This is a genomic window from Methanothermobacter defluvii, from assembly GCF_003385755.1.
Lineage (GTDB): Archaea > Methanobacteriota > Methanobacteria > Methanobacteriales > Methanothermobacteraceae > Methanothermobacter > Methanothermobacter thermautotrophicus.
The window spans coordinates 1,072,523-1,090,881 of the sequence record NZ_QREL01000001.1; the positions used below are offsets into that span (position 1 = coordinate 1,072,523).

16 protein-coding genes are annotated in these 18,359 nt (G+C 49.7%); 12 read left to right on the forward strand and 4 right to left on the reverse strand.

Features of this window, described 5'->3' with window-relative positions:
• Nucleotides 1–29: 29 nt before the first annotated feature.
• Nucleotides 30–1,304 carry a histidinol dehydrogenase gene (gene hisD, locus C7452_RS05595; RefSeq protein WP_048060775.1) on the reverse strand — a complete coding sequence of 425 codons (1,275 nt, stop codon included), beginning with the start codon at nucleotides 1,302–1,304 and terminating at the stop codon, nucleotides 30–32.
• Nucleotides 1,305–1,612: 308 nt separating this feature from the next.
• Between hisD and C7452_RS05600 the strand changes: the two genes are divergently transcribed.
• From C7452_RS05600 to xth, 12 genes are all read left to right on the forward strand, one after another.
• Nucleotides 1,613–1,921, forward strand: a complete 309-nt coding sequence (locus tag C7452_RS05600; RefSeq protein ID WP_010875863.1) for a UPF0058 family protein — start codon at nucleotides 1,613–1,615, stop codon at nucleotides 1,919–1,921.
• A gap of 169 nt (nucleotides 1,922–2,090) precedes the next feature.
• A complete protein-coding gene (locus C7452_RS05605) occupies nucleotides 2,091–3,479 on the forward strand; it encodes a cyclic 2,3-diphosphoglycerate synthase (protein WP_048060774.1) in 1,389 nt (462 codons plus the stop codon).
• Nucleotides 3,480–3,530: 51 nt separating this feature from the next.
• Nucleotides 3,531–4,058 carry a putative ATP-dependent zinc protease gene (locus tag C7452_RS05610; protein ID WP_010875861.1) on the forward strand — a complete coding sequence of 176 codons (528 nt, stop codon included), beginning with the start codon at nucleotides 3,531–3,533 and terminating at the stop codon, nucleotides 4,056–4,058.
• Between the two features lie 97 nt (nucleotides 4,059–4,155).
• On the forward strand, nucleotides 4,156–4,968 hold the full coding sequence (locus C7452_RS05615; protein ID WP_010875860.1) for a 4Fe-4S binding protein: 813 nt from the start codon (nucleotides 4,156–4,158) through the stop codon (nucleotides 4,966–4,968).
• Between the two features lie 242 nt (nucleotides 4,969–5,210).
• On the forward strand, nucleotides 5,211–6,431 hold the full coding sequence (locus C7452_RS05620) for an FprA family A-type flavoprotein (RefSeq protein WP_048060773.1): 1,221 nt from the start codon (nucleotides 5,211–5,213) through the stop codon (nucleotides 6,429–6,431).
• Nucleotides 6,432–6,482: 51 nt separating this feature from the next.
• Entirely contained in the window at nucleotides 6,483–6,896 is a 414-nt protein-coding gene (locus tag C7452_RS05625; RefSeq protein WP_010875858.1) for a hypothetical protein, read from the forward strand.
• Nucleotides 6,897–7,066: 170 nt separating this feature from the next.
• Nucleotides 7,067–8,695, forward strand: coding sequence for a thermosome subunit alpha (gene thsA / locus C7452_RS05630; protein ID WP_048060772.1), 1,629 nt, complete (start codon nucleotides 7,067–7,069; stop codon nucleotides 8,693–8,695).
• 134 nt (nucleotides 8,696–8,829) lie between these two features.
• Nucleotides 8,830–10,734 (forward strand): acetate--CoA ligase, encoded by a 1,905-nt coding sequence (acs, locus tag C7452_RS05635; protein ID WP_115892487.1) that lies wholly within the window; start codon nucleotides 8,830–8,832, stop codon nucleotides 10,732–10,734.
• A gap of 48 nt (nucleotides 10,735–10,782) precedes the next feature.
• Nucleotides 10,783–11,376 carry an acetate uptake transporter gene (locus tag C7452_RS05640; RefSeq protein ID WP_048060771.1) on the forward strand — a complete coding sequence of 198 codons (594 nt, stop codon included), beginning with the start codon at nucleotides 10,783–10,785 and terminating at the stop codon, nucleotides 11,374–11,376.
• Nucleotides 11,377–11,499: 123 nt separating this feature from the next.
• Nucleotides 11,500–12,225 (forward strand): metal-dependent transcriptional regulator, encoded by a 726-nt coding sequence (locus C7452_RS05645; protein ID WP_010875853.1) that lies wholly within the window; start codon nucleotides 11,500–11,502, stop codon nucleotides 12,223–12,225.
• 38 nt (nucleotides 12,226–12,263) lie between these two features.
• A complete protein-coding gene (feoB, locus tag C7452_RS05650; protein WP_048060770.1) occupies nucleotides 12,264–14,174 on the forward strand; it encodes a ferrous iron transport protein B in 1,911 nt (636 codons plus the stop codon).
• 70 nt (nucleotides 14,175–14,244) lie between these two features.
• Complete coding sequence (gene xth / locus C7452_RS05655; protein ID WP_010875851.1) at nucleotides 14,245–15,018, forward strand: exodeoxyribonuclease III; 774 nt, start codon at nucleotides 14,245–14,247, stop codon at nucleotides 15,016–15,018.
• Between the two features lie 49 nt (nucleotides 15,019–15,067).
• On the opposite strand, the gene C7452_RS05660 is transcribed toward xth, so the two are convergent.
• From C7452_RS05660 to C7452_RS05670, 3 genes are all read right to left on the reverse strand, one after another.
• Entirely contained in the window at nucleotides 15,068–15,904 is an 837-nt protein-coding gene (locus C7452_RS05660; protein ID WP_048060769.1) for a hypothetical protein, read from the reverse strand.
• A gap of 18 nt (nucleotides 15,905–15,922) precedes the next feature.
• Entirely contained in the window at nucleotides 15,923–17,485 is a 1,563-nt protein-coding gene (locus tag C7452_RS05665) for an ATP-binding protein (protein WP_010875849.1), read from the reverse strand.
• A 100-nt stretch (nucleotides 17,486–17,585) separates the two neighbouring features.
• Nucleotides 17,586–18,266, reverse strand: coding sequence for a TIGR02253 family HAD-type hydrolase (locus C7452_RS05670; RefSeq protein ID WP_010875848.1), 681 nt, complete (start codon nucleotides 18,264–18,266; stop codon nucleotides 17,586–17,588).
• Nucleotides 18,267–18,359: the final 93 nt, after the last annotated feature.

Below are 18,359 nucleotides of genomic sequence, written 5' to 3' on the forward strand. Positions count from 1 at the left end.
AGTTCAGCAGATTAATCTGCCTTCATCAATCAGTCCCTCAGCCTCCTCCTGAAGGATTCAGCATGGGCATGGAGGCCCTCGTACTCTGCAAGTTTCAGGACGGTGCCCTGGAGGTTTCTGAGGCCCTCCTTGGTTATCCTCTGGACTGTTGGTTTTTTGATGAAGGATTCTGTGGAGAGACCCGAGTACATCCTTGCGCATCCCGAGGTTGGCAGCACATGGTTTGTGCCTGAACCGTAATCCCCTGCAGCCACAGGGGACAGTTCCCCCAGGAATATGGATCCCGCGTTACGGATGCCCTCCAATGTTTCTTCTGGAGAATCCGTCATTATAACAAGGTGCTCGGGGGCGTATGCATTGCTGAAGTCCACAGCCTCATCAATATCAGCTGTTAAAACTATCATCCCGTACCTTTCAAGGGACTCCCTTATGATATTGGCCCTTTCCATGTATTTAATGTTTTCATGGACCATCTCCTTCACCTCAAGGGCAAGGTCCCTGGAGTCTGTGACAAGGACGCTTGCAGCCTGGGGGTCGTGTTCTGCCTGTGCAAGTATTTCGAGGGCGATGTACTCTGGACTGGCAGTTTCATCGGCGATTATAAGGACCTCTGAGGGTCCTGCAGGGAAGTCTATGTCCACTTCACCGTAGACCAGTTTCTTTGCAGCGGTTACAAATATGTTGCCAGGTCCAACGATTTTATCAACGGGCCTGATGGTCTCTGTGCCGTAGGCCATCGCTGCAACGGCCTGTGCTCCCCCAACACGGTATATTTCACTGGCCCCTGCCATGTCGGCTGCCACAAGAACCGCGTCGGGTACCGAGCCGTCCTGTGCCGGCGGGGTGCAGCATACTATCCTCTCAACACCTGCTATCCTTGCAGGTATTACGGTCATGAGTATCGTTGAGGGGTACACAGCCCTTCCACCCGGTATGTAGCAGCCCACACTGTCAATGGGGCGCACCAGCTGGCCGGCCATGACCCCGGGTCTAACCTCAGACATCCAGCCTGAGGGCATCTGCATCCTGTGGAATTCCTCAATGTTGCTGGCGGCTTCCCTGAGTGCCTCCTTCACCCCGGGTTCAAGGTTTTTGTGGGCCTCCTCTATCTCCTCCCTGCTGACCCTGAAGTTCTCAACGGTCACTCCATCGAATCTCCCTGTGAGTTCCCTGAGGGCATCGTCACCTCCATCCCTCACCATGGATATGATGTCTGCCACGGGTCCAAGGACATCATCGACGTCAAGCCTTGCTCTTTCAACGAGTTCAGAAATCCGTCTGTAATCAAATTCTGTTATCTTCATCAGCATCCTCCAGTGAAAAAGTTAGGGCGAATGGTTAGTTTTATGGAGCCATTCCCTTTTAAGAATTTAGGGGGCACACCGGATCATTTAATAATTTGAAGAATTCCAGTAATATAAACATTTATTTATATGCTTTCACTTAAACATTGGTTGATGGTTGGAATTCATCCCATGGATATGACTACCATTTGCAATTTTTATATTAATCTGTGGTCATTCCTTAATTTGGATTAGGGGGCATCTAATGGACCAAAATTTTTAAATAATAAGTTTAATACACACTTATAAGGAGACTGAGGCTGGTAACCATGTATAAGGATGAAATGATACAACTGCACCAATTTCTGGTATATGTTCTGAAGTACCTTGAGAATGGATATGATATAAAGGATGAATGCGAGGAGTACTTCTCCCTGAACATCAGCCCCCACCACATCCACCGTACCAAGGCCGAACATAAGTACGCTATTTTTGTGCTCTCAAGCGCCATCTCAGAGATCCTCGCCAGGAAAGAAGGTAACAATCTTCCACCAAATGTTGTGAATGGCCTCTCAGAACTTGCAAGGAGATCAAGGAAAGAAGTCGTCAAGATGGAGGCCAGGCTCGAGGCAAAATAAAATAACCTCCTACATGCCAGCAAGAACCGCCAGTTCCAGTTAGTCAGCAGTGGTGCCAGCCACATATTTATTACTTATACCCGTATTATTCTTATCAGTACTTGCCGCCTATTTTTAATAGCACCAATCCCATATCTATAACAGAGTTATTTATAACAGGTGTTTGTTTATGAAGGCCACAGAAACCATGATCTGTCTTGTTGATGGAGAGCACTACCTGCCTGTGACAAGAGCAGCAGTTGAAACCCTTGACTCAATGGAGCACATTGATGTGAAGGCCCTGATCTTTATTGGTGGGACAGAGAAGCTCAGGACATCCTCCCCTGAGGAATACACTGAAATAATGGGCAGACCGGTCCACTTCGGGGATGACCCCCACAGGATCCCCTACAAACTCATAGGAGAACTCATAAGAAAGTATGGTGCAGATACCGTCATGGACCTCAGTGATGAACCTGTCCTTGACTACTCCAAGAGGTTCAGGATAGCCTCAGTTGTCCTGGGTGAGGGTGCAGTCTACAGGGGCCCGGACTTCGAATTCCAGCCCCTGACAGAGTATGACATACTTGAGAAACCCTCACTCAAGATACTGGGCACGGGTAAGAGGATAGGTAAAACTGCAGTATCCGCCTATGCCGCCCGACTGATCCACGAACGCCAGTACAACCCCTGTGTCGTTGCTATGGGCCGTGGGGGTCCCGAGGAACCCGAGATCGTCCATGGCGACCGGATCGAAATAACCCCCGAGTTTCTCATGGAGCAGTCAGATAAGGGTGTGCATGCAGCCTCTGACCACTGGGAGGATGCACTCATGAGCAGGATACTCACCGTTGGCTGCAGAAGATGCGGGGGAGGTATGGTGGGAGATGTCTTCATAACAAACATGAAGCGTGGCGCTGAAACCGCCAACAGACTGGACGCAGACTTTGTTATCCTTGAGGGCAGCGGTGCAGCCATCCCTCCGGTGAAATCAAACCGCCACATAGTACTTGTCGGTGCAAACCAGCCACTTATAAACATAAAGAACTTCTTCGGACCCTTCAGGATTGGACTTGCGGACCTTGTGATAGTCACCATGTGCGAGGAGCCCATGGCAGGGGATGAAAAGGTCAGGGAGATAGTCGATTTCATTGAATCCATAAACCCCGAAGCTGAGGTTATAACAACTGTCTTCAGACCAAAGCCCTTGGGTGAGATTGAGGGTAAGAATGTGCTCTTTGCAACAACAGCCCCTGACTCAGTGAAGGACCTCCTGGTTGAATATCTTGAATCAGAGTACAGCTGCAGGGTTGTGGGCACCACACCACACCTCTCAAACAGGCCACTGCTTCAGAGGGACATTGAAAGGTACATAGAGGACGCTGATGTGATGCTAACTGAACTCAAGGCCGCTGCAGTTGACGTTGCAACGAAGGACGCCCTTGAGGCTGGACTCGAGGTCATATACTGCGACAACATCCCGGTTGTGAGGGATGGTGCCCAGGATGAACTTGATGATGCAATAATCTCCGTGGTGGAAAGGGCGATAGCCGACTTCAACCTCAGAAAGACGCCCTGAATTCAGTGAACCCCCAGAGTAGAGGCAGAGAACGCCCGGAATGGTGATAACTTGGACGATGCTGACCTGAAGAAACTCCTCAGGTTCACCATTACTGAGAAGAGGGTTATCGAGAAACTCCAGATACCCCCCGACGCCTTCCTCCCCCTTCTTTTCTCCATAAGATTCGGTGGGGACTGGAGTCTGAGGAAGAACTCCAGCCGGTTCATGGCCATCAAGGAGAAGGTCACCCGCTTTGATGAGGATGAGATGATCGGCCGTACCCTTGAGATAGTGTACCTTTTTCTGAATCCCAGGATAATCAGTGAGGAGGGAACCGTTTACCGCTTTGAGAAGTGCGGTTCCAGGAACGAGCGAGAGCTTGTGAGCAGGCCCTACCGTGTTGTTGTGGATGGTGACTACATTTTGAGGGCCGTGCTTGACCCCCTTGACCTTAAGATCCGGCTAAAGAGACTGGAAAAACCCCTCCGGTTCACGGGTTCAGGTGCCTATGGAGTTGCCCATGAGATGGAACACCTCGAGGGTGAGGAATCAGAGGGCACCCCCTTCTGGGAATTTGAGTACGAGATAGAGGAGTGAACCGGGCAAACATTCATACGGATAGTGAAAACACATGGACACTATATCCATAAATATAAATATGAACATCCATTCATATGTAAACTGAGGTGATTAAATGGAGGAAAATAACTGCTGTGGAGATGCACAGAACACCATCAGTGGCTGCAGCTGCAGCTGTGGATTTCTTGAGTACCCTGACCAGTCAGAGGTCCCTGAACCTGAAACACCATCCACCACAGCCAGCAGAGAATTCCTTAGCAGACTTGAGGATTACGCACGTTCACTTGGCATAGCCAGCATGGGTTATGCGTCCATAACCCCAGAGGTTATCCTTGCAGGTGATTTTAAGTATAAGAACGCCGTGGTACTCACATTGAAGATGGATGATGAACTTATAGGCACTCCTCCAAGGGAGGAGGCCCAGGCCATGAATGACAGACTCTACGATGAACTTGCCGATTTAACCTTCAGGGTTTCAGATTACCTCAGAGAGAATGGGTACGGTGCCGTGGCCATCCATCCCATGAGTGGACTCCTGGATCTCACATCCCTGGCCCAGAATGCAGGTATTGGTTTTAAGGGGACTAACGGCCTTCTCATAGGTCCGGAGACAGGGCCGGCCCAGAAAGTATCTGCAGTGCTCACGAGCATATCCAACCTTCCTCAGAAGGCCAGTGAGCATTCATGGATCCCTGAGTACTGTGCAAGGTGCGGTAAATGCATAAAGGCCTGTCCTGAGGATGCCCTGGTGGAGGTGGATACCTGCTGTGGATCCACAGTCTTGCTCCTTGAGGATAGATGCCTTGGGTGCAGTGAGGGATGCACCTACTGCATAGAGAGCTGTCCATTCTACAGTAAGGGCTATGAAACGGTCCGATCAAAATTCATGAAGTTAAGGCAGAAGCTGGAAGAAAGGGGGAAGCTCTAAACTATTTTTTTTAATTAATAAACATCTGAATGCACATCACATCATATTTACTGGCAGACTAGTTGTCTGCTACAAAAATTCGTTCTTCTGGCATAAAGAAAGAGAACATGACCCATTCCAGCCTGAAAAATCAGCACCACAAATTGTATAATCACCCCCCCCCCCAAAATCAGCACCACCTCACCCCATAAAATTGTATAATTTAATAATGAAGTTCAACATACAGTAAGTTGGTGTTTAATATGAAGGCTGATGCAGTAAAAATTGCGGATGGTGTCTACTGGGTTGGTGTGATGGACTGGGACATAAGGAGCTACCATGGTTACACCCTTGGAGGCACAACCTACAATACCTACCTCATATTTGGGGATGAACGGGTGGCCCTTGTTGACAACACTTACCCCGGAACCTCTTCACAGATGTTTGGAAGGATAACCGACGCCTTTGAAAGGGAAGGAAGGGATGAAAAGATTGACCTCATAATACAGAACCACATTGAAAGGGATCACAGCGGTTCCATCACCGAGGTCCTCAAAAGGTACGGTTCAGAGATAATCTGCACCGCAAAGGCAGCTGAGGGCCTCAGGCAGCACTATTCCATACCCCAGGATACCCCGATGCAGACCGTTAAAACAGGGGACAGCACTGACCTCGGGGGAAAGACCCTCACATTCCTTGAGGCCCCAATGCTCCACTGGCCAGACAGCATGTTCACCCTCCTCGAGGAGGAAGGTATTCTCTTCTCAAATGATGCCTTCGGACAGCACCTCTGCATCAGCAAACGCTTTGATAAGGACGTCCCTGAAGCTGTACTGATGGATGCTGCCATGAAATTCTATGCAAACCTTTTAACACCACTCTCCCCCCTTGTACTCAGGAAGTTCAGTGAGGTTAAGGAACTGGGCCTCCTTGAGAAGATAGGGATGATAGCGCCCTCCCACGGCCAGATATGGACCGAGCCCCTGAAGATAATAGCTGCATACACTGACTGGGCCACCGGGAAGTGCAGGGACAAGGCCACCATAATCTATGACACCATGCACTACTCCACCAGGATGCTGGCACATGCCATGGCCGAGGGTCTCATGGCAGCGGACGTGGATGTGTCGATGCACTTCCTTCATGAGGATGAGAGGAGTGAGATTGTGAAGAATATCCTTGAGAGCAAGGCAGTATTCATAGGAAGCCCAACAATGTTCAACGGACCATTCCCAAGCCTCGGTGACCTTATATATTATCTCAAAGGACTTACGTTCGATCGCACAGGCTTTAAAAGGCTTGCAGTTGTATTCGGATCAAAGGGATGGGGTGGCGGTGCAGTGAGAACCCTTCAGGAGGAGCTCTCAGGTGCAGGATTCGAGGTTGCTGAAACCTTTGAGGTTAACTATGTCCCCACCTCCGGAGACCTGGATGAATGCTACAGCATCGGGAAGAGCGTCGGTGAAAGGATAAAGAAAATGTAGCTTTCAAAATGAGTAATGCAGGAAACATAGTTTAAAGGATGCAGTGATTTAATGAAATCAATCAAATTTAAGGGCAGTCATGACCCTGAGAAGAAAATTGTTGTGAGCCTCTTCTGGACCGTAAGGAAGACAATAAGGGAAGAGGGGTGCGCACCGGTGCGCATAACCCGTATCAGGACCTCGAAGAGAACCTATGAACCGGAGGGCAGGAAGCTCCTGAAACTATCAGATGATATCCTGGATGATATAATAAGCGATATTGAAAGGGGTAACACCGTTGAATTCAGTATGACCATGGGTCAGGAGTCACTCAGGCTCTGGATCGACGGCGAGACCTTCACTGTTGAGGCATCAAAGACACCTGAACTCGAAGAGGAGATAGTGGAAAAACTTGAGCATGAAACCTCAAAGATTACACCAGACTTCTGTCAGACCTTCCTGCCGAAGATATTCCCCAACCGTTAACCACACGCCACCATCTCCAGTCAATTATTTATTTCCAGGAAGAGGAATCCATCTGCAACTCTTCCAGTAAGTCTGCAGAAACCAGAAACCCACAGGATCTTCTACACAAATTATTTATAGAACCTTAAACCCATGGATAATTGCATGCTATTTATTTAAGAGGTGATTTAATGGCACAGGGACAGCAGCCCATATTCATATTACCACAGGATACAAGCCGTTACGTTGGAAGGGAAGCACAGAGAATCAACATCCTTGCGGGTAAGGTTCTTGCAGAGACTGTGAGGACAACCCTTGGACCCAAGGGTATGGACAAGATGCTTGTTGACTCCCTTGGAGACATCGTGATTACAAATGATGGAGTTACGATCCTCAGGGAAATGGACATCTCACACCCCGCAGCAAAAATGCTGGTGGAGGTTGCAAAGACCCAGGAAGACGAGGTGGGGGACGGTACAACCACTGCAGTCATAATAGCAGGTGAACTGCTCAAGGAAGCTGAAAAACTCATTGAAATGGGTGTGCACCCAACAATCATAGCACTTGGTTACAGGAATGCAGCACTGAAGGCCCAGGAGATACTTGAAGAGATATCAATGGAAGCAAGCGACAGGGACACCCTCATGAAGGTCGCAATAACTGCAATGACAGGAAAGGGTTCAGAGAGGGCCAAGGAAAAACTTGCTGAACTCGTTGTTGACGCAGTAATGCAGGTCGAAGAGGACGGTGAAATCGACAAGGACAACATTAACATACAGAGGATACAGGGCGCATCAGTGAACGAGTCAAGAATCGTGAACGGCATAGTAATTGACAAGTCAAGGGCAGACACCTCAATGCCAAAGAGAATCGAAAAAGCCAGGATAGCCCTCCTCAAGTATCCGATAGAGGTTAAGGACCTTGAAACCGATGCCAAGATAAGGCTAACAGACCCATCACAGATGCAGGCCTTCATAGAACAGGAAGAGCAGATGATCCGCGACATGGTTGAGAAGATAAAGAGCTCAGGCGCCAACGTCGTGTTCTGCCAGAAGGGTATCGATGACCTTGCACTCCACTACCTCTCACGTGAGGGAATAATGGCCCTCAAGAGGGTCAAGAAGTCAGACATCAAACGTATTGAGAAGGCCACAGGCGCAAGACTCGTCACCAACATAGATGACCTCACAGCAGAAGATCTGGGAGAGGCCGGTGTTATCTACGAGAAGAAGATCTTTGATGAGGTCCTCACATTCATTGAGGAATGCAGGGACCCCAAGGCAATCTCCATAATACTGAGGGGAAGCACGAAGCATGTTGCAGAGGAAATGGAGCGTGCCCTTGAGGATGCAATAGGAGTCGTTGCATCAACACTTGAGGACAGGGAGGTTGTTGCAGGCGGAGGAGCGCCTGAGGTTGAAATCGCCAGGAAACTGCGTGAGTATGCTGACACCATAAGCGGCAGGGAGCAGCTGGCAGTATCCGCCTTTGCAGACGCCCTCGAAATCGTGCCAAAGACCCTTGCAGAGAACGCAGGTCTTGACAGCATCGACGTCCTCGTTGACCTCAGGGCAGCCCATGAGGAATCACCCTACATGGGAATCGATGTCTTCGATGGTAACATCGTCGACATGAAGGAGGCCGGAGTAATCGAACCCCAGAGGGTCAAGAAACAGGCCATCCAGTCTGCAGCTGAGGCAGCTGAGATGATCCTCCGTATAGATGACATGATAGCCGCCAGGGGCTTTGATGTCTCATCCAAGGACGAGGAGGATATGGAAGGAATGGGTGGAATGGGTGGAATGCCCCCCATGATGTAACCCACCTCATTTTTTTCGAGGTTATTAATAAAAAATTTATAATAAATATTATCTATCATGATTAATAATAGTAAAATATATAAGTTGAGAGAAACTTACTACTACCAACCAAGAAAAAGATGGCGGTATGAAAAATGTCAAAGGATACCTCAGTTCTCCTGGAAGAGAAAAGGGTCTTCAAACCCCACTACACCGTTGTGGAGGAGGCCCACATAAAAAACTGGGAGGCCGAGCTCGAAAAGGGAAAGGACCATGAGAACTACTGGGCCGAAAAGGCTGAAAGATTCGAATGGTTCAGAAAATGGGACAGGGTCCTTGATGAGAGCAACAGACCATTCTACAGGTGGTTCGTCAACGGTAAGATCAACATGACCTACAACGCCGTTGACAGGTGGCTTGACACAGACAAGAGAAACCAGGTCGCCATTCTATACGTGAACGAGAGGGGGGATGAAAGGAAGTTAACCTACTATGAACTGTACCGTGAGGTTAACAGGACCGCTAATGCCCTCAAAAGTCTTGGAATCAAAAAGGGCGATGCAGTTGCCCTCTACCTTCCAATGTGCCCCGAACTTGTAATCTCAATGCTTGCCTGTGCAAAGATAGGTGCTGTCCACAGTGTCATATACTCCGGTCTCAGTGTGGGGGCCCTGGTGGAACGCCTGAACGATGCAAGGGCAAAGATCATAATAACAGCCGACGGTACCTACAGAAGGGGCGGGGTTATAAAGCTCAAACCCATAGTGGACGAGGCCATACTCCAGTGCCCCACCATAGAAACCACAGTGGTTGTAAAGCACACAGACATCGACATTGAGATGTCGGATATAAGTGGACGTGAAATGCTCTTCGATAAGCTCATAGAGGGTGAAGGGGACCGGTGCGATGCAGAGGAGATGGATGCAGAGGACCCCCTCTTCATACTCTACACTTCGGGGAGCACCGGAAAACCAAAGGGTGTTCTACACACAACAGGAGGATACATGGTGGGGGTTGCATCAACCCTCGAGATGACCTTTGACATCCACAACGGAGACCTCTGGTGGTGCACAGCAGACATCGGGTGGATAACAGGTCACAGCTATGTTGTCTATGGCCCGCTGCTACTTGGAACCACAACACTCCTCTATGAGGGGGCACCTGATTACCCTGACCCCGGTGTGTGGTGGAGTATCGTTGAGAAATACGGTGTCACCAAGTTCTACACGGCACCAACCGCAATAAGGCACCTCATGAGGTTCGGTGACAAGCACCCAAAACGCTACAACCTTGAATCCCTCAAGATACTTGGTACGGTCGGTGAACCCATAAACCCTGAGGCATGGATGTGGTACTACAGGAACATTGGAAGGGAGAAGTGCCCGATAATTGACACCTGGTGGCAGACCGAGACAGGGATGCACCTCATAGCACCCCTACCTGTGACACCCCTTAAACCGGGTTCAGTGACAAAGCCCCTCCCGGGCATAGAGGCCGACGTGGTTGACGAGAATGGCGACCCCGTGCCCCTGGGTAAGGGTGGTTTTCTTGTGATCAGAAAGCCATGGCCAGCCATGTTCAGGACCCTCTTCAACGACGAGCAGAGGTACATCGATGTTTACTGGAAGCAGATCCCCGGCGGAGTGTACACCGCAGGTGACATGGCCAGGAAGGACGAGGACGGATACTTCTGGATCCAGGGAAGATCCGATGACGTCCTGAACATAGCAGGGCACAGGATAGGTACTGCAGAGGTTGAATCAGTCTTTGTCGCACACCCTGCAGTTGCAGAAGCCGCGGTTATAGGCAAGGCCGACCCCATCAAGGGGGAGGTCATAAAGGCTTTCCTCATACTCAAGAAGGGTCATAAACTGAACGCCGCCCTCATCGAAGAACTGAAAAGACACCTTCGCCATGAACTCGGACCCGTGGCCGTCGTCGGAGAGATGGTCCAGGTTGACAGCCTCCCCAAAACCAGGTCTGGTAAGATAATGAGGAGAATACTGAGGGCCAGGGAGGAAGGAGAGGACCTCGGTGATACCTCAACCCTTGAGGAATAGCTGGGCCCCCATACCCTCCCTTCATATTTGATGTATAAGGTGAGAAATATGCGTGAAACAGAAGTGGTTATATCAGATAAAACCGCCAACCCGGCACCCCTGGGACTTCTGGGATTTGGTATAACCACCATACTGCTGAACCTGCACAATGCAGGTCTTTTTCCCATAAACAGTATGATACTTGCAATGGGGTTCGCCTATGGTGGTATAGCCCAGATACTTGCAAGTGTGATGGAATACAGAAAGGGCAACACCTTCGGTACGGTTGCATTCGGATCCTATGGTCTGTTCTGGTGGTCACTGGTACTCCTCCTGGTGATCCCGAACCTCAAGTTTCTTGAAACATCAGGAACCGCAGCAGCCAGTGCCGACCCGGTTGCAATGGCATCCTACCTCTTCATGTGGGGACTGTTCACCCTGCTGATGTTCATAGCAACCCTGAAACTCAAAAGGGGCATCCAGGTGATATTCATAAGCCTCGCGGTGCTCTTCTTCCTGCTCACTGCAGGCGAAATCACGGGTTCAGCCCTTATAACAGCTGTGGCAGGTTATGAGGGTATATTCACAGGGGCAGCCGCCATGTACGTGGGTCTTGCAGAGGTTATAAACGAGACCCATGGAAGGGACATCCTCCCCACCTGAACCTGAATGGTGGGGGATCATCCCCCTCAAATTCCCTAGGGGAACCCATTCACTATTTTTTCAGCCTGTTTTAGAAAACCTTATATTGAATTAGGTTTAACTAAACTAACAGTAAGGCTTTAGGTGAACCTAATGAAGCATCTCAGTGAAAATATAGAGGAATACCTTGAAACCATCTACAGGCTCTCGGATTCAAGGAAGCCCGTTACCACCACAGACATCTCCCGGGAAATGAAAATCGCCCCTGCAAGTGTAACCCAGATGCTTAAAAAGCTTGATTCAAATGGATATGTTAAATATTCACCATACAGGGGAGCCGTGCTCACAGATAGAGGATACAGGATCGCCCGTAGAATAACAAGGAAGCACAGGCTCCTTGAGAGATTCCTCCATGACGTTCTGGGAATAAAGAGGGAGAGGATACACCGGCAGGCCTGTGAAATGGAACATTCACTCTCAGACGATGCTGAAAGGGCCCTGTGCCATCTCCTTAACATGCCAGGAGAGTGCCCCGATGAAAAGCCCATACCCGCATGTGAATTCAAATTCCAGACATGCGAGGAATGCATTGAGATGAAGGACGCCGATATCGAGGAAATAGGCTGCCGTGATGAAAACCTGAAATCCCTCACAGAGATGGATGAAAACCAGAGCGGAAGGGTATCCTTCATAAGGGGTGACTACAGGGTTGTGAGGCGGCTCATGGATATGGGGATAACCATTGGAGCCCCCCTTACCATGATAAAAAGGGCACCCCTCAGCGGCCCAATCGAAGTGGAGATCCGCGGGTCCAGGGTGGCCCTGGGAAGGGACATAGCAGATAACGTCTTCATAGAAACAGAAGGCTAGCCCCCCTAATAGAACAGAGCAGATAGAAGGTCTTGACAATGAAAAAATCTGAGATAACCGTTGCACTTGCAGGAAACGCCAATGTGGGTAAGAGTGTTATCTTCAACCAGCTGACAGGATCGAACCAGATAGTCGGCAACTGGCCTGGAAAAACCGTTGAAAGGGCGGAGGGGTACCTTAAATTCCAGGGAAGAGACATCCACATAATCGATCTTCCAGGGATATACTCATTTTCAACCTACTCCATGGAGGAGATAGTATCACGGGACTTCATAATCAATGAAGGACCCGACGTTGTCATAAATGTACTTGATGCATCTGTCCTCGAGAGAAACCTTTTCTTCACGCTCCAGCTCATGGAGATGGAGGTCCCCATGGTGATCTGCATCAACCAGGTGGACATGGCCAGACAGAAGGGGATAACGATAGACGATGAGAAGCTGGAGAAGGTTCTTGGCGTGCCGGTGGTATCCACGGTTGCGGTTAAGGGAAGGGGACTCCAGGAACTGCTCCGTAAGACGGTTGAAGTGGCTGATAAAAAGACACTGCCACGGATAATCGAATACGGTGAGGAGATCGAGACCCGTATAGGGAAACTGATGGATGCCCTCCCTGAAATCCCCGAAGGTTATTCAGCCCGATGGGTTGCAATAAAGCTACTGGAAAACGACCCCCAGATAACAGCCATGATGCCTGAGGACGTTAGGAAGCTTGCATCAGAACTGGCAGCTGAAATAGAGTCCATACACGGTGAACCTGCATTCTCAGTTATAACTTCAGAACGTTATGCCATCTCCAGCATGATAGCTGCAGGTGCACAGAGGCAGGAGGAGATCAAAACCTCACTATCAGAGAGACTTGACGGCTTCCTCACACATCCTGTCTACGGCTACATCTCATCTGTTCTGGTTGTTGGAGGACTCCTCCTCTGGACCTTTGTTGTGGGGGAGTTCCTCTCAGACACACTCACAGGGATCTTTGGATTCTTCCAGCCCGTTGACCCCAAGTTCTCAGGTTCCATTGAATCAATAATATGGAACGGGGCCTTCGGGGGTATCGTGGCTGGCCTGACCCTGGTGATACCTTTCGTTATACCGTTCTACCTGATGCTATCCTACATTGAAAATTCAGGTCTTCTCACCAGGGTGGCATTCATGATGGACGCCTTCATGAGGAAGATAGGGCTCCATGGGAAGGCCCTCATACCCCTCATACTGGGTTACGGGTGCAGCGTCCCTGCAATTGACAGTACAAGGATACTTGAGACCCACAGGGAGAGACTCCTTGCAGCCTTTGCAATATCCTTCGCACCCTGCGCTGCAAGGACCATCCTCATCCTTGGACTCGTAGCCCTCTTCGTGAATGTATGGTGGGCCATAGGACTCTACGCCCTGGACCTCCTTATAATCTTCATAATGGGAAAGGTGGCCCTCAAGGCACTTCCCGGGGAAACAACCGGACTTATAATGGAGATGCACTCCCTTAAGATGCCCTCATTCCGTGTCATAGCAAGGCAGACCTGGACAAGGACCAGGTCCCTCATCTACCTTGTATTCCCCATATACATCATTGGAAGCGCCCTAATACAGTTACTATACGCCCTTGGATGGCTCAATCCCATCAGCGCCTTCATGGCACCCCTTACAGTCGGATGGCTTAAACTGCCAGTATTTGCAGGTATACTCCTGATACTGGGCGCCGTCAGGAAGGAATTCATACTCCTCGGGCTTGTGTCACTGGTTGGGACAAACATAGGGGCTGCCCTCACAGCACCCCAGATCCTCGTCCTGACCCTGGTCGGTATGCTCTACTTCCCCTGCCTCTCAACCATCGCAATACTTGCAAGGGAATTCAGCTGGAGGTCCACCTCCATCATAACCCTTGCAAACCTCGGAACAGCATTATTCCTCGGTGGACTGTTTGCAAGGATACTGCCACTGATATTTTAGAGCTGAAAAGGTATCATGAGTATAAGGAGAGTTAATTTAACCTCCATGACAGAAATAATTACGTGGTATCATGACCGTGCTAAAAATAATATCCTGGAACGTCAACGGCCTCAGGGCGGTCCACAGGAAGGGGTTCCTTAAATGGTTCATGGAAGAGAAGCCAGACATCCTGTGCCTTCAGGAGATAAAAGCAGCGCCTGAACAGCTCCCCAGGAAGCTCAGGCACGTTGAGGGTTACAGAAGCTTCTTCACCCCTGCGGAGAGAAAGGGGTACAGCGGGGTTGCCATGTACACAAAGGTACCCCCCTCTTCACTGAGGGAGGGTTTCGGTGTGGAGAGATTCGACACCGAGGGTCGGATACAGATCGCAGACTTTGACGACTTCCTCCTCTACAACATATACTTCCCCAACGGTAAGATGTCAGAGGAGAGGCTGAAGTATAAACTGGAATTCTATGACGCATTCCTTGAGGACGTCAACCGGGAGAGGGATTCGGGGAGGAACGTGATTATATGTGGGGACTTCAACACAGCCCACAGGGAGATAGACCTTGCAAGGCCAAAGGAAAACAGCAACGTATCAGGTTTCCTTCCCGTTGAGAGGGCCTGGATCGATAAATTTATTGAAAATGGGTACGTGGACACCTTCAGGATGTTCAACAGTGACCCCGGACAGTACACATGGTGGAGCTACAGGACAAGGGCCCGTGAGAGGAACGTCGGCTGGAGACTCGACTACTTCTTTGTAAACGAGGAGTTCAAAGGGAAGGTTAAAAGGTCCTGGATACTCTCAGATGTCATGGGCTCAGACCACTGTCCCATAGGACTGGAAATAGAACTATAATCAACTCGATAACATCAGAAATGTGATTAGGAACTCCATCAGGCGAAAACTACTGGCGTGACTGGGGAAATACAGGATCTTCCCCGGTCTTCCATGCTGAAACGGTACGTATAACCTCATCGAGGTACCTCAGGGAGTCATCGTTACCGCTAAGGGCACGGGCCAGTTTGATGGCAGTTGAATCATCATCCATCAGCTCCAGGTAGAGCAGCAGATCCTCAAGGAGTTCTTCCTCAGGGTAACTCACCGGAGGCTCCATGCCCCAGATGTTCACGAGGGCCCATTCCCTGCTGTGATCCCTTAGGCCCTCAAGGTCAAACTCCTCCCTTCTGAATACCTTATCCTGTATGTACCTCAGGATATCCCTGTTCCTGGGGGCCCATATCCTGAAATCAGAGTACCTGTCCCTCAGATCATCTAAGAGCTCCTTTTTATGATTTCTGATCCTTATGAACTCTTCCTCCCCTGCTGTGGGATAAACAGCCCCCTCTGCCCTCTGCATTTCCCCTTCTGAATTTACCATCATCTCCTTCCCGGCCTCGATGTGGAGGATCTCATCGTCGCTTAGCTCACGCCTTTCCATCAGTTCCTTCTGGGATTCAAGTTCACTCCTCCACTCCTCATACTTCAGGGCCTCAAGTTCCTGTAACCTGGTTTTAAAGAGTTCAGCTATAACTTCACGGGCCATGAAGCGCTGCCACGGTCTCCCTCTCCTCAGAAGGTTGATGTGGTGGGTTACCTCCATCAAACCGGAGGGTAATGGTCTGAGGCGTGCTGCCAGCCTCCCGGCCTCCCCTGGAAACAGGAGGGGAATGAATTCAAGGAGGGACCATACAGCCACCGAGACCAGTACGGTCACCGCCACGTTCACAGGTATTGGATCCATCAAAAACACAACCGCTTATCAGTCACCGTGTTCAAGTATTGCCTTCTTGATTTCCCTCTTGGTTTCAGAGATGACTTCAATCTTCCTTGCTCCTACACCCTGGTTCTGAAGGTGTTCAAGGAGCTGAGAAGGACTTATAGAGTCCTCAAAGTCTGCCAGGACTGCTCCATCCTCCCTTGCAACTGTAAGTGCCCCGTAGAGTCTTAGAACCCTCTCGGCATTATCGGGGTCGTCTGTAATAATACGGAATGTCCTGATGCTGTGATGTACCTGGCTTATATCAATATCCATCCTCTGGAGGGCTATCAGAACATGCTTATCAAGGGCCCTCTCAATCACCTCAAGGTCCACACTCTCCCTTCCCATGTTGATCCTGACTGCCTGAGCTATCTGGGCAAGGTCCCTTGCATGGGCATAGCTGGGCTGGAGGCCCTCACCACCATCGGCAACAGGGGTGTAGACCATTTTAATCCTTTCAACAACCTCATCATCGTACTCCTCCCCTATTTCATCAAGGTTGCGCCTGAAGACCTCTGCGACGTTTTCAACCGGAGGGTTCCTCAGGAATATGTGGAGGGGGGCCCTCCTGAGGTGGGCCTCGTCCATTATACTGACATCGAGGTTTGTTGAGAAGGCGGGTATGAAGTGTGTGTGGAATATGACAGGAACACCCCTTATATAGATTACATCCTTACTGTTCTCCAGGGGGACGATGAGGCGGTTGAGGATCACCTCATGGTCATCCCGCTGCCTTCCAAGGTCATCTATGAGAAGGACTCCACCATTGGCCTTTATGATGGGTGAGGTCTCATAGACCCCCTTGTTCATGTTGTAGGTTGTCTCCAGTTCATTTAAACTTAATTCTGAGCCCGTGAAAACGAATGGGGCGTGTATCTTTATCCATCTGGGGTCTTCGGGTTCTTCAGGGCATGGCCTGTGGAAGTCAGGGTCATAGATCTGTATAACCCTTCCGCTGAACTCTATGAAGCGGGGGATCACGAGGGGAGGCAGGAGGTCGGAGGCCTTGCTTATTATGAATGTCTTACCTGTACCGGGAGCTCCATAGACAAAGAGCCCCTTACCTATTGTGCAGGACTCCACGAGACACTCCTTTGCATAGGATAGTCCCACCACATCCCTGAAGGTCTTTTCAATAACCTCATCAGGTATCCTGATGGGGAAACGGTTACTCAGCTGCTTATCCATCAGCTCAAAGTATCTCTCATAGGGCACCGGAGCTATCCCTATGTAGGGGTTTTCCTCCATTACAAGGCGGGCCTTCTCAACACCCCTCCTTGTGAGGGTGTATTCGACACTGGAAAACAGGAAACTGCCCCCAACCTGGGCGCAGAATCCGTCCTTCTCCATCTGACCCAGGATCTCTTCAAGTATATCAAGGTGTATGCCCGTTATATCCGTCATTCTCTGGGTTTTAACGGTCCCGTAGGTTAACATTATCTTCAGTATAAGGTCCCTTACGAAGAAATAGGATAACCCCAGCTCTTCCAGCGTCTTTGGCTGTTTCAGTTCCTCAAAGATTTCAACCATGTTCTCATCGTGGTAGTAGGCTTCGCAGTTCATAATTCATCCCCCTTATCGATGTCCATCATGTTCATCCCCCGTGGATGAGAGATTTCATGGGAACGGGGAAGGCCCGCTGAAATCCCTCCTTACATGAAAACTAAAGGATCTCCTTAAGCTGACTGATATCATCTATGACCGTAACATCAAGACCGTTCTTCTCAACGTGATCCCTTTCTGCCTCCGTTAACTCTGAGTTGACCAGTATGGCTGACATACCCGCATTTGTGGCTCCCAGTATGTCCTCATTGAACTTGTTACCAACCATCACTGATCTTTCGGGTTTGCAGCCCATCCTCCTGAGGGCCTCCTCAAAGATCCTTATGTTGGGTTTTTCGAAGCCGACCTCGTCTGAGGTGACGACCTCATCGAAGAAGTGGTGGATGCCGAGTCTTATGAGCTTCTCCCACTGCTTTATCGTTATGCCGTTTGAGATGACCCCAAGCCTGTACCCCTTACTCTTGAGGTCAATGAGTGTGGATGTGGTGTTGGGGAATGGTCTCAGGAGGGCGAACTTGACGTTGTGGTATGTTATCATTCCAAGGGCAATGAGCAGTGGTTTCTCCTCACCGAAAACCGTCTTTGTCAGGACATTGAAATGCCTGTCATAGTTTGATCCTTTCTCGGATATTATCTCCCTGAGAAGCTTGTAGGCCTCCTCCTGTGTTAATGGGAGACCTGCGTCTATCATGACGTTCAGAGCAGCCTTTCTTGCAAGTTTAGCAAATCCTGAGGTGTCATAGAGAGTATCATCAATATCAAAGAAAACCGCCTTCAGCATCGTCCCACCTATTTCTCTGTAATGAAACTCTATAACTAATCAATTATAACATTGTTGGTTTAACTGTGGGATGCGGAAATCATGGAGATGGTG

Excerpts from the sequence above, each read along its gene's own strand:
- feoB (WP_048060770.1), top strand. The coding sequence starts at position 12,264 with ATGAAAAAATCTGAGATAACCGTTGCACTTGCAGGAAACGCCAATGTG.
- C7452_RS05670 (WP_010875848.1), bottom strand. The coding sequence starts at position 18,266 with ATGCTGAAGGCGGTTTTCTTTGATATTGATGATACTCTCTATGACACC.
- C7452_RS05625 (WP_010875858.1), top strand. The coding sequence starts at position 6,483 with ATGAAATCAATCAAATTTAAGGGCAGTCATGACCCTGAGAAGAAAATT.
- C7452_RS05640 (WP_048060771.1), top strand. The coding sequence starts at position 10,783 with ATGCGTGAAACAGAAGTGGTTATATCAGATAAAACCGCCAACCCGGCA.
- C7452_RS05605 (WP_048060774.1), top strand. The coding sequence starts at position 2,091 with ATGAAGGCCACAGAAACCATGATCTGTCTTGTTGATGGAGAGCACTAC.
- acs (WP_115892487.1), top strand. The coding sequence starts at position 8,830 with ATGTCAAAGGATACCTCAGTTCTCCTGGAAGAGAAAAGGGTCTTCAAA.
- C7452_RS05600 (WP_010875863.1), top strand. The coding sequence starts at position 1,613 with ATGTATAAGGATGAAATGATACAACTGCACCAATTTCTGGTATATGTT.
- C7452_RS05620 (WP_048060773.1), top strand. The coding sequence starts at position 5,211 with ATGAAGGCTGATGCAGTAAAAATTGCGGATGGTGTCTACTGGGTTGGT.
- C7452_RS05660 (WP_048060769.1), bottom strand. The coding sequence starts at position 15,904 with ATGGATCCAATACCTGTGAACGTGGCGGTGACCGTACTGGTCTCGGTG.
- C7452_RS05665 (WP_010875849.1), bottom strand. The coding sequence starts at position 17,485 with ATGAACTGCGAAGCCTACTACCACGATGAGAACATGGTTGAAATCTTT.
- xth (WP_010875851.1), top strand. The coding sequence starts at position 14,245 with ATGACCGTGCTAAAAATAATATCCTGGAACGTCAACGGCCTCAGGGCG.
- thsA (WP_048060772.1), top strand. The coding sequence starts at position 7,067 with ATGGCACAGGGACAGCAGCCCATATTCATATTACCACAGGATACAAGC.
- hisD (WP_048060775.1), bottom strand. The coding sequence starts at position 1,304 with ATGAAGATAACAGAATTTGATTACAGACGGATTTCTGAACTCGTTGAA.
- C7452_RS05615 (WP_010875860.1), top strand. The coding sequence starts at position 4,156 with ATGGAGGAAAATAACTGCTGTGGAGATGCACAGAACACCATCAGTGGC.